At 36.2% G+C, this 16,289-nt stretch carries 17 protein-coding genes and 1 riboswitch; of the genes, 11 read left to right on the forward strand and 6 right to left on the reverse strand.

Going from position 1 to position 16,289, the window contains the following annotated elements:
• Positions 1 to 2: 2 nt before the first annotated feature.
• A riboswitch (Lysine riboswitch) is annotated at positions 3 to 183 on the reverse strand.
• Between the two features lie 73 nt (positions 184 to 256).
• Both FD688_RS01460 and FD688_RS01465 read right to left on the reverse strand, forming a co-directional pair.
• Positions 257 to 505: a hypothetical protein gene (locus tag FD688_RS01460; RefSeq protein WP_138741517.1), complete on the reverse strand. Its 249-nt coding sequence runs from the start codon at positions 503 to 505 to the stop codon at positions 257 to 259.
• Between the two features lie 69 nt (positions 506 to 574).
• Entirely contained in the window at positions 575 to 1,432 is an 858-nt protein-coding gene (locus FD688_RS01465) for an aldo/keto reductase (protein ID WP_138741518.1), read from the reverse strand.
• Between the two features lie 93 nt (positions 1,433 to 1,525).
• On the opposite strand from FD688_RS01465, the gene FD688_RS01470 reads away from it, so the two are divergent.
• The 3 genes from FD688_RS01470 to FD688_RS01480 all read left to right on the forward strand — a co-directional run bounded on the left by FD688_RS01470 (position 1,526) and on the right by FD688_RS01480 (position 5,137).
• Positions 1,526 to 3,877 (forward strand): HAD-IC family P-type ATPase, encoded by a 2,352-nt coding sequence (locus FD688_RS01470; protein ID WP_138741519.1) that lies wholly within the window; start codon positions 1,526 to 1,528, stop codon positions 3,875 to 3,877.
• A 53-nt stretch (positions 3,878 to 3,930) separates the two neighbouring features.
• Entirely contained in the window at positions 3,931 to 4,428 is a 498-nt protein-coding gene (locus FD688_RS01475) for a DUF1836 domain-containing protein (RefSeq protein WP_053795054.1), read from the forward strand.
• A 67-nt stretch (positions 4,429 to 4,495) separates the two neighbouring features.
• Positions 4,496 to 5,137, forward strand: a complete 642-nt coding sequence (locus FD688_RS01480; RefSeq protein ID WP_138741520.1) for an HD domain-containing protein — start codon at positions 4,496 to 4,498, stop codon at positions 5,135 to 5,137.
• Positions 5,138 to 5,149: 12 nt separating this feature from the next.
• Here FD688_RS01480 and FD688_RS01485 read toward each other — a convergent pair whose 3' ends face one another.
• Entirely contained in the window at positions 5,150 to 5,647 is a 498-nt protein-coding gene (locus FD688_RS01485; RefSeq protein ID WP_053795058.1) for an aminoacyl-tRNA deacylase, read from the reverse strand.
• 114 nt (positions 5,648 to 5,761) lie between these two features.
• Here FD688_RS01485 and FD688_RS01490 point away from each other — a divergent pair, with 114 nt between their 5' ends.
• From FD688_RS01490 to FD688_RS01505, 4 genes are all read left to right on the forward strand, one after another.
• Positions 5,762 to 6,325: a cadmium resistance transporter gene (locus FD688_RS01490; RefSeq protein ID WP_138741521.1), complete on the forward strand. Its 564-nt coding sequence runs from the start codon at positions 5,762 to 5,764 to the stop codon at positions 6,323 to 6,325.
• 12 nt (positions 6,326 to 6,337) lie between these two features.
• Positions 6,338 to 6,667, forward strand: a complete 330-nt coding sequence (locus tag FD688_RS01495) for an ArsR/SmtB family transcription factor (RefSeq protein ID WP_138741522.1) — start codon at positions 6,338 to 6,340, stop codon at positions 6,665 to 6,667.
• A 67-nt stretch (positions 6,668 to 6,734) separates the two neighbouring features.
• Positions 6,735 to 7,454 (forward strand): GntR family transcriptional regulator, encoded by a 720-nt coding sequence (locus FD688_RS01500; protein WP_138741523.1) that lies wholly within the window; start codon positions 6,735 to 6,737, stop codon positions 7,452 to 7,454.
• A 241-nt stretch (positions 7,455 to 7,695) separates the two neighbouring features.
• On the forward strand, positions 7,696 to 10,086 hold the full coding sequence (locus FD688_RS01505) for a phosphoketolase (RefSeq protein ID WP_054449616.1): 2,391 nt from the start codon (positions 7,696 to 7,698) through the stop codon (positions 10,084 to 10,086).
• A gap of 76 nt (positions 10,087 to 10,162) precedes the next feature.
• Here FD688_RS01505 and FD688_RS01510 read toward each other — a convergent pair whose 3' ends face one another.
• Positions 10,163 to 11,053: an RluA family pseudouridine synthase gene (locus FD688_RS01510; protein WP_138741524.1), complete on the reverse strand. Its 891-nt coding sequence runs from the start codon at positions 11,051 to 11,053 to the stop codon at positions 10,163 to 10,165.
• Positions 11,054 to 11,139: 86 nt separating this feature from the next.
• Between FD688_RS01510 and FD688_RS01515 the strand changes: the two genes are divergently transcribed.
• Together FD688_RS01515 and FD688_RS01520 are read left to right on the forward strand one after the other, a co-directional pair.
• Positions 11,140 to 11,520 (forward strand): hypothetical protein, encoded by a 381-nt coding sequence (locus tag FD688_RS01515; RefSeq protein ID WP_138741525.1) that lies wholly within the window; start codon positions 11,140 to 11,142, stop codon positions 11,518 to 11,520.
• Positions 11,521 to 11,538: 18 nt separating this feature from the next.
• Positions 11,539 to 12,072, forward strand: a complete 534-nt coding sequence (locus FD688_RS01520; RefSeq protein WP_138741526.1) for a hypothetical protein — start codon at positions 11,539 to 11,541, stop codon at positions 12,070 to 12,072.
• A 221-nt stretch (positions 12,073 to 12,293) separates the two neighbouring features.
• Here the strand turns inward: FD688_RS01520 and FD688_RS01525 are convergent, their stop codons facing one another.
• Positions 12,294 to 13,136: an SAM-dependent methyltransferase gene (locus tag FD688_RS01525; protein ID WP_138741527.1), complete on the reverse strand. Its 843-nt coding sequence runs from the start codon at positions 13,134 to 13,136 to the stop codon at positions 12,294 to 12,296.
• A gap of 207 nt (positions 13,137 to 13,343) precedes the next feature.
• Here FD688_RS01525 and FD688_RS01530 point away from each other — a divergent pair, with 207 nt between their 5' ends.
• A complete protein-coding gene (locus FD688_RS01530) occupies positions 13,344 to 14,672 on the forward strand; it encodes an ammonium transporter (RefSeq protein ID WP_138741528.1) in 1,329 nt (442 codons plus the stop codon).
• Positions 14,673 to 14,716: 44 nt separating this feature from the next.
• Here FD688_RS01530 and FD688_RS01535 read toward each other — a convergent pair whose 3' ends face one another.
• Complete coding sequence (locus tag FD688_RS01535) at positions 14,717 to 15,148, reverse strand: helix-turn-helix domain-containing protein (RefSeq protein WP_138741529.1); 432 nt, start codon at positions 15,146 to 15,148, stop codon at positions 14,717 to 14,719.
• Positions 15,149 to 15,264: 116 nt separating this feature from the next.
• Between FD688_RS01535 and FD688_RS01540 the strand changes: the two genes are divergently transcribed.
• Complete coding sequence (locus tag FD688_RS01540; protein WP_138741530.1) at positions 15,265 to 16,218, forward strand: alpha/beta hydrolase; 954 nt, start codon at positions 15,265 to 15,267, stop codon at positions 16,216 to 16,218.
• The last annotated feature ends 71 nt before the right edge of the window (positions 16,219 to 16,289 follow it).

Here is a 16,289-nt window from a genome sequence, read left to right on the forward strand (position 1 = left end):
ATAATCTTAAAAGCACCCCGTGAATATAAAATTCACGACAGTCCCTAGTTTATTAAACTAGGCCCCAACAAGTTAGTTTTTTAGGTAACTAATTGTTTCGGCAAATGTCCCTTTAACTTGGTCTCTATGCCTCCTAAATGGCTCTTCCAAGCGACTCTTAACATTTGCGCCTCTTCCTTAGATAAATTATTAAATTGTTTATATCATAACGCTAAATTAAAAAAATGCAACTAAAAAATTATAGTTTTATTACTTTTTATTTTTGTGATGTGTTCTTTTTACCGTTAATTTTTTCGCTCATCGCCTGATTTTCCGATTTTAGTTGGTTGACCATTTGCATAGTTTGTTGGGTATGGGCTTCCATCTCTTGAGCACCTTGTTTTCTTTCATCGCGATCGAAGAAAAAACTAATTAACCACACGATGAATAGGCATGTATAGACCACCACAAAGCCAAGCCCTAACAGGACAAACATTGAAACGATTCCGATAATTAATAACCACATGGCCAAAACCCCTTATATATGTATTATTAATAAGCGATTATACACCTAGTATAATTGCTTATTAAATTTTTATTTGTGACGAGGGTATTGATGCTCGATTTCATAAACGACTTCAGGATCATCGCCGGTACGAAAATCTTGATTTAAATCGTCAATTAACTTCATTTCATGATCTGATAATTCAAAATCATATAGGTCCGCATTTTCGACCACTCGTTGTGGTGTACTTGACTTAGGAATGATAGTTACACCGTTTTGTAGATGCCATCTCAAGATAATTTGTGCCGTTGATTTACCATGAGATTTGGCAATTTCTTGGATGGTATCGTCGTTTAGCGTAGCACCACGACCCATTGGACTCCAAGCTTGTGTGACGATTCCTTCATCCTTGTTTGCTTTTAGCATGGATTTTTGACTTAGGTAAGGATGGACTTCGATTTGGTTAACGACAGGCATCTCATGAGCTTTAGTTTTTAATAAATCCAAGTGAGTTTGATGGTAATTACTTACCCCGATTGACTTCACTTTGCCTGCTTTTTTGGCATCTTCAAATGCACGCCAAGTATCAAAGAAATTTGAACGAACTGGCCAATGAACAAGTAATAAGTCAATATAGTTAGTTTGAAGTTTTTCAAGTGACTCATCAATTGCATCTAATGTTGATTGGTATCCTTGTTTTGGTTCAGGGATTTTTGTTGTAATAAATATTTCATTTCTGTTAATTTGTAGCTTTTTAATTGAATTACCTAGTAGTTCTTCATTATTATAGAACTGTGCAGTATCGAATAATCGATATCCGGCTTCATAGGCCGACTTAATAGCTGCATCCATACTATCTTGATCAGCTAGTTTATAGGTTCCAAAGCCTTCTATAGGCATTTGATTTCCATCTCTTAGCTGTATGGTATCTTTAATTGAATTAGGCATATTAATGGCCTCCTTTTATTTTTAAGTACCAGAGTCAATGATAGTCCATAAAAACTAGATAAATCAAATTTTTTACACGTTAGGGGTGTTTTTTTGCAATCACGAATCGACAGTCAAAAGGGATTGACTACAAAACAAGCCAAACATTTATATGATCAAGGATTACATAATACCAAACGGAAGGGTTTTACCAAGACTATTCCTCAGATATTACAAGGAAATGCATTCACATTGTTCAACTTTATTAATATAGTTTTGGCGGCAATGGTTTTTTATACGGGCGATTATAAAAATCTATTGTTTTTAGTGATTGCGATTTCAAACACAATTATTGGAAGTATCCAAGAAATTAGATCAAAACGCCAGTTAGATAAAATGGCGATATTATCACAAGGATTAATTAGGGTCGTGCGTGATGGCCAAATTAAAAAGGTTGAAGATGACCATATTGTCTTAGGTGATGTTTTATTAATTGGTCATGGTGATCAAATTCCAATCGATGGTAAAGTATTGACTTCTGATTCTCTACAAGTAGATGAATCACAAATTACAGGTGAAACTAATTCCATTGAAAAACAACATGGTGATTCTGTTACTTCTGGAAGTGTTGTCTTGAGTGGAAGTGCCAGAATTGTTGCGACTGAAGTTGGTGAGGACACTTTTGTGAATCGAATGGAATTTGAGGTTAGTCGTACTAAAAAAGATTCTGATAGCAAGATGCTAAAGACCATTAATAAGATTATTAAATGGTTAACGTTTGTGATTGTACCGCTTGGGGCGCTATTGTTGTATACAAAAATTATGCGTGGTGATGACATTAACCAAGCGATGTTAGGAACGGTTGCGGCGATGATTGGAATGATTCCTGAGGGATTGGTTCTATTGTCATCAGTAACACTTGCTGTATCTGCTGCCAAGTTAGCTCGTCATAAAGTTTTAGTCCGTGCTTTACCTGCAATTGAAACGCTGGCTCGTGTTGACACAATCTGTTTAGACAAGACAGGAACCATTACTTCAGGAAAATTGAAATTGGAAGATGTATTGCCAGTTAATAACCACTCAAAGGATGAATTAAGACATATTTTGGGTAGCTTAGTATATGCATTTGAGGATGATAATGAAACTTCAGCTGCAATTAAGCAGGCTATTTCAAATCCTAACGTGAGGGTTTTAAAGAGTTTTCCATTTTCTTCAGATAAAAAATGGAGTGGTGTGCAAACCAACGAAGGAAACTACATTATGGGGGCGCCACAATTCATCATTAAAAAAATGACAAAAGAGGTTTCTGATAAGATTAGTAACTATGCTAATCAAGGTTATCGTGTTATGGCTTTGCTAAAGAGTAATAAGGATTTAACCGATGATTTAAATGATGCCGAATTGTTAGGATTGGTGTTAATTAGTGATGAGATTAGACCTGATGCTAAGAGTACTCTTGAGTATTTTGTAAAACAGGGTGTTAGCTTAAAGGTAATTTCCGGAGATGATCCCAAAACGGTTAGTGCGATTGCTAGTAGAGTTGGTCTAAAAGACAGTGATAAAACGGTTGATATGACACAAGTGCCATTTGATGCCGATTATCAAGAGTTGGTAAAGGATAACGCTGTATTTGGCCGAGTTACCCCACAACAAAAGAAACGTTTAATTCGTTCTTACCAATTGAATGGAAACACTGTCGCCATGACAGGGGATGGTGTTAACGACATGTTAGCAATGAAACAAGCTAATTGTGGAATCGCAATGGCTTCCGGTAGTGAAAGTACTAAAGGGATTGCTGATTTTGTACTAATTAACTCTAATTTTTCAGCAATGATAGACGTTTTAGCTGAAGGTCGTCGTGTTATCAATAATATTGGAAGTGTGGCATCTCTTTACTTGATTAAGACGATGTTCTCATTGTCACTAACAATCTTGTTTATGTTTAGCATTCACAGCTACCCATTCCAACCAATTCAATTAACGCCAATCAATACATTTATGGTCGGATTACCATCATTCCTATTAGCTCTGGCACCTAACTATCAAAGGGTTACTAACCAATTTAGCGCTAAGATTTATAATGTCGCATTGCCGGCAGCTATGACGATTGTTGGATACGTTGTGTTGATTATTTACATTGGCAAAGCTTTCCACTTTGATTACGTGCAAAGAGCCACGATTAGTGTTTTGGTGACTGGATTTATTTATTGGATAGCTTTATTTAAGGCATCTCGTCCATTAAATCGTGTTAAGTTATCAATTATTATTCCGTCAATTGTAATTTTTGCATCCATCTTTATATTTTTTCCATCAATATTCTCATTGGTCGATGTATTCAAAATGCCGATATTTATTCCGGCAGCATTGGTTGTTGTCACAGCGGTACCGGTATTCATTTTGATGTCGTCAGTTGTTCGTCGTATCTTGATTAAAATTAATCCAAGTAAATTTGACGACTCCATTTAAGCTAGTATATAAAACTACTTGATATGATATAATATTGATATTGAGGTGATCTAATGAACAGCAAATATACTAAGTGGCAGGACCAAATGAAAGAAGTTACTTTGCCTAAATGGGAAGAACTTCCTAAGTTTGATTTATACATGGATCAATTAGTGGCCGTTGTCAACGAGGCGATTGGACCACTAGGGATGGATACCGTGACTAAGTCTATGGTTAATAATTACGTCAAAAATAAGGCGACATTTGCGCCAGTAAAAAAGAAATATCAAACTGTCCATGTGGCAGATATAATAATTATCAGTTTATTAAAGCCGGTCTTTTCCATTAAAGATATTAGAAGGGGAATTGACGAAATTACTAAACAACAATTTCCTAAACAGGCCTATGATGAATTCATTGAAATGCTTGTTGAAAAACTACACCATATCGCAGATGGTAAGTCAGTGGCTAACAACGATTCAGAAATTGAACAACTACTAAGTTCAATTGCCGATACCATTGTTAACAGATTAATTGCTAACGAAATATTTGAAGATATGATTTATGAATAATAAAAGCGCTCCTTAGTTGAGGAGCGCTTTTTGTTTAGCTTATAATTATAAAAAAGGTGGAATCAAGATGAAAAAAATAGATGATTTAAAGCAATATGTAAGTGAACAGCTAGCTAATGATGCTACCGGACATGATTTTTCACATATAATACGAGTTGCTAATTTGGCAAAAGAAATTAGCAATCAGACTGACAATGCTGATTTATTGATTGTTTTAACCGCTGCATATTTACACGACGTTATCGATGATAAGTTAGTAGATAATACATATGACAAACAAAAAGAGGTGCAATCCAAATTATCTGATTTGGATTACACCTCAAGTCAAATTGATGAAGTGATGGATATCATCACGCACATGTCATACAGTGCGAACTTAAAGCATCACTATGAGCTTACGATTAACGGTCAAATTGTCCAAGATGCCGATCGACTAGACGCAATCGGTGCAATTGGTATTGCTAGAGCTATGTATTTTGGGGGCCACTTTGGTGATACCATTTATGACCCTCAACAAGTGCCTCGCATGGATATGGACAAAAGTCAATATCGCAAACATACAACCGTCATTAACCATTTTTATGAAAAATTGTTTAAGCTACCCGAGTTAATGAATACGTCAGTTGCTAAAAAAATGGCAGACAATCGTAGTAAATATATGCACGATTTTGTAAGAGAATTTAAAAATGAATGGCGAGGCATTCAATAATTAGATACGTAATTACTTGACGATATCAACGAAGTGACCGTGGACTAAATTAACTAAATCAGTTGCGTCTAGTTCAACAGAACGTCCAACTTGGCCAGATGAAACTAGAATTTGTCCTTGTCGTTTGGCTTCGTTATCAATGTAGATCGGATAGTGGAATTTTTCATAGATACCAACAGGCGTGTTAGCACCATGAACGTACCCAGTGGTCTTCAATAGGTCCTTTAGAGGAACCATATTGACCTTTTTATTTCCGGATTCTTTGGCCAGCTTCTTTTCGTCTAAATGTTGATCCAATGGCACCACGCCAACAACAGGACCAGTATCTTTGCCTTCAAGGACTAATGTCTTGTAGATACGATGTTGATCCATGTCTTCTTCTACTTCTAATTGAGCGACGTTATTTTCGTCATGTGTTGCGAATTGGTGTTGGATATAAGAAATGTTATTTTTATCAAGAATTTGTTCAACTAATGTCTTATGAACCTTATTTTTCTTCTTTTTTCCCATTTCAAAATCACCTCGTCATTCATTTTAGCATAGAATTGACAAGCGATTAACGATAATATAAAATATACCTAAAATTATATATACCAATAAAGGTATATTCGAAAGGAAAAATTTATGAATTGGTTACTAATACTAATTACCTTTTTAGGAGTTAATCTTGATTTCTTTTTTATTCTGCTTTTCATGTTAAAGAAGTATGATTTAAAGTCTGTTACAGTTGGTTATTTAATCGGGTTGTGGGTGCTTCTTCTTTTAAGCTTTAATGTGGGACAAATCTTAGCACATTTTCTACCAGAGTGGATATTAGGATTACTTGGTTTTCTACCCATTTACATGGCATTAAAAGATGAAGATGAAGATGCTAAAGAAGTCAGTCACAAGTCACCAGTAGTGATTACGCTAGTGACATATTTATCCGTATGTGCAGGATGTAATCTTGCGTTGTTCTTACCAGTTCTTTCTAGTATTGATACGATTCAATTCATTCAAGTTATTTTGATGTTGACCGTGCTATCTGTTTTGATTATCTTCATTATTAAATCAATTGGACAAGTTAAAGTGGTTAATAGCTTGATGGAAAAATATGGTGAAATTTTGACGAAACTGGTTTATATTGGTGTCGGAATTTATGTACTATTTGATAGTGGATTAGTTGCACATATTATTTCTTGGTTTTAGGGGATGTTTTTAATGCAATATAAAAAACAAATCATTGAAGAAGTGGCATCAATCTATAAGGTTTTAAGTAATGAACGCAGAATTATAATTATTACTGTCTTGATGGAGGATAACAAACCGTTGAGTGTAAACGAGATTTGTCAGCAGACACAGTTAAGCCAACCGGTCGTTTCAAAACAATTGGGTATCCTATATAAATACCAAATTGTTTGTAAGGAAAAAGTTGGTACCAGTGTTATGTATGGTGTCGACGATCCGCACGTGGTTGAAATGATTTCAGATATGATTCAACACGTAAAACATGAGATAGTTGGAAAACCTCATCCAAGGAATTTGTTTTAAATTTGCGAAGTTGTATCGATAAATCTGTTATACTGATTTTTAGAAAATTAATCGTGAGGAGTAGAAAATGGCTGATTTAGTTTATAGGAGAGTGTCATCTGACTTAAAGCAAAAGATAGTCGATAACGAATTTCCTAACAAACGCTTGCCCGACGAGCGAACATTAAGTGAGACCTACCATGTAAGCCGCAGTTCTGTGAAGCGGGCATTGAAAGTATTGGCTGATGACGGAATTATTTTCAAAAAGCGTGGCTCAGGAACATTCATTAATCCGTTATTTATGAAAAATAAGACGATTTTTCATTATGAAGGTTCTAACCTAGGGATTACTGATAGTATGAAGAGTCAGGGAAAAGTACCGAAGATTAAGTTATTGAGCTTTAAAGTTGTACCCGCAAGTAAAGAAATTCAGCAGGATTTATTCTTGGCTGATGGAGACTTCGTATATGAGATTCAACGACTTCGTCTATTTGATGACAAACCATTCATGATAGAAACAGGATACATTCCTATTAAAATTGCTCCAGAGTTAACACAAGAGATTGTTGAAAAATCTATTTTTAACTATGTTGAGGACACTATTAATAAGAGCGTTACACGTTCATTTTTATCAATATTGGCAAGTCCATCAAATGAACAAGATCAAAAATTATTGAACCTAAAACCTACTGAACCAGTTGGTGTCATGGAAGGGATTTTCTTTCTAGATGATGGAACCCCATTTGAGGTCTCAAACATGCGTCTGCACTATCAATATTTACGTTACAATACTTTCGTTATGGTATAAAAATTTAATACGAAAAAGTTATGAAAATCATTGGACTATTATGCCAAAATCGTTCATAATAATGACGATGTAATAATGGTTTAATTGCAATGTGGAAATTGGACCGTATCAATTTGCAAAAAGGTTGACTTTTTGTAAAAAGTCTTTATTATATTCATTGTAATTAAAATTATCGGGCGTAGTCTGATGATTTTTCCATTATTAATTTCAATAGTTTTTATTTTAAAAGGAGTGTTAATTAATGGCTCAAGATTTCGATTCCAAGCAATACTTGGAAGAATTAGATAAATACTGGCGTACTGCTAACTACTTATCAGTAGGTCAACTATATCTAAAAGATAACCCATTATTAAAGAGAGAATTAACATCAAGCGATGTTAAAGTTAAGCCTATCGGTCACTGGGGTACTATCGTATCTCAAAACTTTATTTACGCACATTTAAACCGTGTTATTAACAAGTATGACCTAAACATGTTCTATATTGAAGGTTCAGGTCACGGTGGCCAAGTTATGGTATCTAACTCATACATTGATGGTAGTTACTCAGACATTTACCCAAACATTTCACAAGATGAAAAGGGTATGGCTAAATTATTCAAACAATTCTCATTCCCTGGTGGAGTTGCATCACATGCTGCCCCTGAAACTCCAGGTTCAATTCATGAAGGTGGAGAATTAGGTTACTCACTAGCCCACGGTGTTGGTGCTATCTTTGATAACCCTGATGTAATTGCCGCTGTTGAAATTGGTGATGGTGAATTAGAAACTGGTCCTCTAGCTGCAAGTTGGTTCTCAGACAAGTTTATCAACCCAGTTAAAGATGGTGCTGTTCTACCAATCATTAACTTAAACGGTTTCAAGATTTCTAACCCAACTATCATGTCACGTATGTCAGACCAAGAAATTACTGACTACTTCAAGGGTATGGGCTGGAAAGCTTACTTCGTTGAAAACGAACAAGACTTCGATGATCACATGGCTTACCACGAAAAGATGGCTAAGGTTATGGACGAAGCTGTTCAAGAAATTAAAGATGTTCAAAAGAATGCACGTGAAAACGAAACTGCTGACACTGCTAAAGAACCAGTATGGCCAGTTATCGTTGTTAGAACTCCAAAGGGTTGGACTGGTCCTAAGTTTGACTTAGACGGTAACCCAATTGAAAACTCATTCCGTGCTCACCAAATCCCAGTTGATGTTTCATCAGACAAGATGGAACACGCTGACTTAATCGTTAACTGGTTGAAGTCATACAAGCCAGAAGAATTATTTAACGATGATGGTACTATCAAGGATGACATTAAGGCTCTAGCACCTAAGGGTGACAGAAGAATGTCAGTTAACCCTATTACTAACGGTGGTATCGATCCTAAGCCACTTATCTTACCTGACGTTAAAGAATTTGCTGTTGACGTTAAGACTCCAGGTGAAACTGTAGCCCAAGATATGGCTGTATGGAGTAACTGGTTAGGTGCCGTTATGAAGGCTAACCCAGATAACTTCCGTGCATTTGGTCCTGACGAATCAATGTCAAACCGTCTATTCGGTGTGTTTGCTGAAACTAACCGTCAATGGATGGAAGAAATTATGGAACCAAATGACCAATACGTTGCCCCATCAGGTCGTTTAATCGATTCACAACTTTCAGAACACCAAGCTGAAGGTTGGTTAGAAGGTTACGTATTAACTGGTCGTCATGGTTTCTTCGCAACTTACGAATCATTCGGTCGTGTTGTTGACTCAATGTTAACTCAACACTTCAAGTGGTTACGTAAAGCTGCTGACCAACCATGGAGAAAGAAGTACCCATCATTGAACTTTGTTGATACTTCAACTGTATTCCAACAAGATCACAATGGTTACACTCACCAAGATCCAGGTATGTTAACTCACTTAGCTGAAAAGAAACCAGAATTCATTCGTGAATACTTACCAGCTGATGCTAACACATTATTAGCTGTTGGTAACGTTGCTTTCGCCAGCCAAGAAAAGATTAACTTAATCATTACTTCAAAACACCCACGTCCACAATGGTTCTCAATTGAAGAAGCTACCAACCTTGTAAACAATGGTTTAGGTTACATCGACTGGGCTTCAACTGACCAAGGTCAAGAACCTGACGTAGTTATTGCTGCTGCTGGTACTGAACCAACTTGGGAATCACTAGCTGCTATCTCATTACTACATGACGAATTCCCAGAAATGAAGATCAGATTCATTAACGTTGTTGACTTCTTGAAACTACGTTCACCTAAGGTTGACCCTCGTGGTTTAACTGATGAAGAATTTGACCGTCTATTCACTACTGACAAGCCAGTTGTATTCGCATTCCACGGATTCGAAGGTCTTGTTAAGGATGTATTCTTCGATCGTCACAACCACAACGTTCACGTTCATGGTTACCGTGAAAACGGTGATATTACTACACCATTCGACATGCGTGTATTGAACCAACTAGATCGTTACGACCTAGCTAAGGAAGTTGTTAATGACATTCCAGAATACTCAGTTAAGGGTGCATCATTCGTACAACGTATGAACGACATGGTTGACAAGCACAATGCTTACATCCGTGAAGTTGGTACTGACTTACCAGAAGTTAACGAATGGCAATGGAAACCATTAAAGTAATTAGATAATTTATCTGATTCACTTATGGTTAATCCATAAAGAAAAGAACCGTATCTTTTGATACGGTTCTTTTTGTTTACATAAATTTTTTAAACGAATCGGGAAGTGGTGACTTAATCTCAATTTGATCCATATAGTAGGGCCTAATTAGTGTTAACTTCCAGGAATGAAGTAACATTTCATCATTATCCGAATTAGGGTTATACAAAGGGTCACCCACAATTGGGTGGCCAATCGATGCTAAATGGACCCGTAGTTGATGAGTGCGCCCAGTATGAAGTGATAATTCCACCAATGAATGGTTATTAGTGGTAGATTTTACCAAATAGTCGGTTTTGGCATTTAATGGTTTTATTCCGTCGATTTTTCGTTTACGTTTATCATCTGGGTCAAACCCAATTGCTTTTTCGATTGTTCCAGAAGCTGGATTGATAATACCATCGGTCCAGGCGAGATAGTTTCGATGAATGATTTTGTCCTTGATAAGTCGAACTAGAATTGGAACGACCGCAGGGTTTTTCCCAACGATAATGGCACCAGAAGTGAATTGATCCAAACGATGAATCATAAACGCGTGTTGGTTACTATCATTTAGATAGGCTTCACAGAAGTTCAATAAAGTGTTGGTTTCGCCCGGTTGGTTGGGGTGGGTCTTGAATCCACGTGGTTTATTGACGACTAACAAATCATCATCTTCATACAAAATTTCCAGTTTGATGGAATTATCCGGAACTAAGTTTTGTACCGGTAGTGAAAAATCGGATTCTATAAACGATAGATGAAGTTCATCGCCGTTTTTAATTGGAAAATTCATGGGCAGATACTTGTTGTTGACCAATACCCGTTCATTTGTCCGTAGTGTGAATATGAGGTGCTTAGGGATTAATAATTTCTTTTGTAGGTATTCTCTAAGTGATGTTTCTGCTTTAATCCCTGAAATATTGAGTTTATATTCCCATTTTTGCATTTTTTAACCTCTTTTAGTCAAATGTGTTACTATATTTAGTCGAGTTGTGATAAGGTGTAAATAGTAATTTTAAACCGGAGGGCATTATGGATAAAAAGATTATCAGCCTTTGGAGTCTCTTATCACTAGTAATGTTTATTATATGTGATTTATTAATGGGTGGAAATGCCCAGGATTTAATCAAGACAATAATTGTTGCGGTAGTATTATATCTACTTCTAATTATAGGTGGTTTACTTAAGTGGCGTCTAGCCTATCACTTCCTATTATTCGTGGTAGGTATCTATACTTTAGCAATGATGCGTATTGTATTTATATTCGTGGCCGAAAGTCATAATGGTGTTTCAATTATCGCATTGGTATTTGCGGTATTAGGGATTATTGTGAACTTATTGTGGTACCGGATTGCTGCAAAACAAATTAAAGGCGACTACGTAAGAATCGTTAAAAAGAACGTAAAAAAATAAGATAGGTGTTTTAATAATATGGAAATGGATGCACAAAAATTTATCGATGATGTAACTGCTGAAAGTTTTGAAAATTACTCAGCTGAAGTATCTTTAGCAGATCTAAAGAAAGACGCTGCTAAGGCATTTCAACCATTGATGGAATTTATGGAAGAACAAGTAAACAGTGGCCGATTAGCTTCTGCGCTACTACAAGTAAAAGGTGAAGATATTAGTTTTTACCTACAAAACAACATCGTCAACTTACCATACAGATATATCAAAAATATTTCAAAGATGATGAGTGACGAAACAAATTGTCCACTAAACGTCTACATGTTCGTAGAATCGCCAGACGTGAACCGTTCAAAGATGCGTATTGATGAATTATCATCACAAGACGACTTTGCGGTAAACGCTGACTTAAGTGCTAAATTGAGCGCATGGACGAATGATCAACTTGCTGCAATCGAAGAAAACCAAAAGATTGAACAAGAAGCTGCCGAAAAAACAGATAAGAAAAAAACAGCTGCTAAGAAGAAAACTACTAAAAAGACTGCTAAGAAAGAATAGTCTAAACTACACTTATGTGTTATACTACTTGTTGCGATGAGTCGAGGAGATCGCGCAACTACGGTTGTATTCACAAGATGTGATTAAGCGATATTTTCGAAGGGGACACATTATGCGGACGTAATTCGCGTGTCTGATATGTTGGTGATGTGAACACCACTTATCCGTCTACTTAGTAGATGCCAAAAAGAGCGCAACTTCATTTGAAGTTACGCTCTTTTTTATTTGATTAAGTATAGTTGATCTTCAATTAAATCAAATGGTTTATGGTGACGGTTTAATTTTTTAACATCTTCGTTTTCGATAAATTCTGCGTTGTCCCAGAACTGTTTAGAATCAGTGGCACCATATTTTTCGCCGATAGTGATTAGTGGGATATCTTTACCGTATTCACGGATGGCTGATAGTAGTTTCCAGTCAATATCAATACCATCAGGTGACCAGCACATGATGATGTAGTCAATTTCGTCCTTGTATTTTTGGAAAGCGTCGATTGCATCCAATGATTCGACGTCCGTAACTAGATGCTTTCCGGTCTCATTTTCCTTCTTCCAAGCCAGATTATCAGTACAAATAACATTAGCACCGTTTTCACGTAATCCTTTAGAGATGTATCCGTTTCCTGCCATAACTTCAAGGGCTTTTTTTCCATTTAAGAATTTGGCGATGTCATTGGTGAATGGGGCAGAGATGTATGCCCACATTCCATATTGATTTTCCAAATAATCACGAAATTCACGGATGTCCTTATCTAATTTTGGTAGTTGATCAACAAATTGATTCCAGACTGCATCTCCTTTAGGATCGTCCATCGGATATTTTTCGTTTACGTAGGCAAAAATGGTATCTTGGATGTCATCGGGTAATAACAATATTGGTAAGTCCTGTGGTAATTGTTTTTGTTCTAATAAACGGTCGGCTTCTAAAATATTATTAATTAGGTATTTAATATCAGAAAAATCACTGAATAGGTCATAGTACTTCTTCATTCTTTCAATATATGAAGGCTTATGTGTGATTTTTTTGTTTTTCTTCATTTTTTTCAGTAGTTTCTTTTTATCCATTGTCTAACTCCCTTGAGTTGGTTAGTTATTATTTTATGGGAAAACTGATGGGAATGCAAAAAAGCACTCATATGTTAGGTTATATAACATATGAGTGCTTTTTTTATGTTTAGATTTGAATTAAATCAATTTAAGACTGTACTTATTTATTTTTAATGCTATAATATGTAACATGATATAACATTAATGAAATGAAGGTAGATATTGATGGATTTAGCAAGTACAGGATTTGTTTTTATTTCAAGTATTTTGGTTCTCTTTATGACCCCGGGACTAGCATTCTTTTATGGGGGCCTAGTTTCAAAGAAAAACGTTGTTAATACAACTATGTCAGTTTTCATTATGACTGGTTTAGCAGTTATCTTATGGATTGCTTTTGGTTATAGCCTATCATTCTCAGGTGATTTGGGTGGATTTATTGGAAACCTGGCACATCCATTTATGAATGGGATTAACTTAAACGAACTAACAGCCACTAAGATTCCAGTAAGTATTTACTCAATCTTTGAAATGATGTTCGCTGTTATTACACCAGCGCTATTCGTTGGTGCGATTGTTGGTCGTATTCGTTTCAAGTTCTTATTATGGTTTGTAATCCTTTGGTCAATTATCATTTACTACCCAATGGTACACATGGTTTGGTCACCAACCGGATTCTTAGCAAAGCTTGGTACTTTAGACTTTGCCGGTGGAACTGTCGTACATATTAATGCAGGGATTACTGCGTTGGTACTTTCAATTTACCTAGGTAAGCGTCTCAACTTTGGTAAAGAAACTAAGCACTACAACCTTTCATGGGTATTACTTGGTACTACTATTCTTTGGATAGGTTGGTATGGTTTCAACGCCGGATCAGCTCTAGGCGTAAACAACGTAGCAATGCAAGCTACCATGACATCAACTGTAGCTGCTGCTACTTCAATGATGGTATGGATGATGTTAGATATGCACTTTGTTGGTAAGCCACAATTAGGTGGTATCTGTACTGGAACGCTTTGTGGACTTGTTGGTATCACTCCAGCAGCAGGGTTCGTAACTATCGCCGGTGCTTTTGCAATTGGAATTGTTGCTACTTTAGTAAGTTACTTCTACGTAAACGTTCTAAAGTCCAAAGTTGGCGCTGATGACACATTAGATGCCTTTGGTTGTCACGGTGTTTCAGGAATGGTTGGAAGTATCATGACAGGTTTACTTGCTACTAAATCAGTAAACAGCTCAGTTGTTGATAATGGTCTATTGTACGGTGGTGGTATGAAGCTATTCGTAACACAAATTATCGCTACTTTAGTAACTATCATTTTTGTTTCAGTGGCTTGTGCTATAATCATTTCATTACTAAGACTAGTAATGCCAATGCGTGTAACTGAAGAAGAAGAAAAAGCTGGTCTAGATATCGTAGAACACGGTGAAGCTGCCGATTACATGGTTTCATACGGTGAAACTGGCAGGGATCACAGTAAGGATATTGAAGCTAACGCTGATGAGTTTAAAGGACAAATTCATCACTTGGACAATCCAAATTTACCTAAAGATTAAAAATGAATAATATAAAAAAACTCCAGATATACTCTGGAGTTTTTTTATATTTTATAATCATCAAAATTTAAATTAAGTTCTTCTTGGTATGCTTCAGGTTGTTCACCGTCTTCTAGGTATTGGCGGTCTTTACCATGAAGATAACCATTAATGAGTTGATATACTTCGTAACGGTCTTCTTGATCCAAAGTATGATTACCAAATGTTAATTCATTTTTGTCCATCAAGACACTACCTAAATTGAAGTGTTCAACAGAAGTCCTTCCGGTCAAATAGTCCATGCTAACATTAAAATATAATGCTAATTTTTTGATTTCGACGTATGAAGGTGAACGAATCCCGCGTTCCCAATTACCAATTTGTGAAGGGGTATTTTTATGTTCATCTTCGGGAAATCTTTCGTTTAAATTATTTGCCAGTTGGTTCATACTGATATGTTGCCCTTTACGAAGGGCTCTTAGTCGAATCGGAAACATGTACAACACCTCTATGCACATTATAACCGAAAATGAACCAAATTGGCGGTTAGTTGCTTTTTATTTATTGAAACTCTATACTCAAATTAATAAATATTGGAATGGAGAGCATTACCTTGAAAAAGAAAACCAAAATCTTATTATCTACCGTAGTTACATTGTTTGTACTGACGGTAGTTGGTTTTGTGGGGGCGGGCATGTATTTCTACAACGTTGCAGTTGTTCCTTCACATAAGACCTTTTTAAGTAATGATAAAGTTAGGAAGAATTCACCCTTATACGCAGGAACCCATTGGTATTACAATGTTAAAAAGATTCACTGGACTCAAAAGTCAGCTACTGGTAATTTGAAATTAGTTGCTAACTATATTCCAGCCAACAAGAGAACCAATAAGACTATCGTCATTGCCCACGGATATATGGGTAGTAAGGAAAAAATGGCTCCTTATGCATATATTTTCCATCAAATGGGATATAATGTTTTAACTCCTGACGATAGAGGACAAGGCCAAAGCGAAGGTAATTACGTCGGTTACGGGTGGCCTGATCGTCTAGATTATATTAAGTGGATGAAAAAAGTCATCAAATACCAAGGACCCAAGACTGAAATTGTGATGTTTGGTGTCAGCATGGGAGGAGCTACTACTATGATGGTATCGGGTGAAAAGAATGTTCCGCACCAAGTTAAAGCATTTATCGAAGACTGTGGTTACACCAGTGTTTCTGATGAGATTAATTATGAAGCAGGCCAACTTTACCATATGCCAGCATTTCCTCGTTGGCCACTAGTGCCAATCTTGAGTGGGATTACACACATTAGAGCTGGATACAGCATGTACGAGGCTTCATCGCTAAACCAAGTGAAGAAGAATCACCGTCCAATGTTATTCATTCATGGTGAAAATGATAAGTTCGTTCCGACTAAGATGGTTTACCCATTATATAAAGCAAGTAAGGGACCAAAACAACTACTGGTTGTCAAAAATGCAGCCCATGCTGCTTCTTATGAAACTAATCCGAAATTGTACGTTGATACAATTAAAGGATTTTTGAACAAATATTTTAAATAATATTAAAGGCGTTAGATATTAAATTTAGCGCCTTTTTCGTAATTTTAAAAACTTTCAGTGTATCAAATAGG

The sequence above is a fragment of the Apilactobacillus kunkeei genome (assembly GCF_005930975.1).
GTDB lineage: Bacteria > Bacillota > Bacilli > Lactobacillales > Lactobacillaceae > Apilactobacillus > Apilactobacillus kunkeei_E.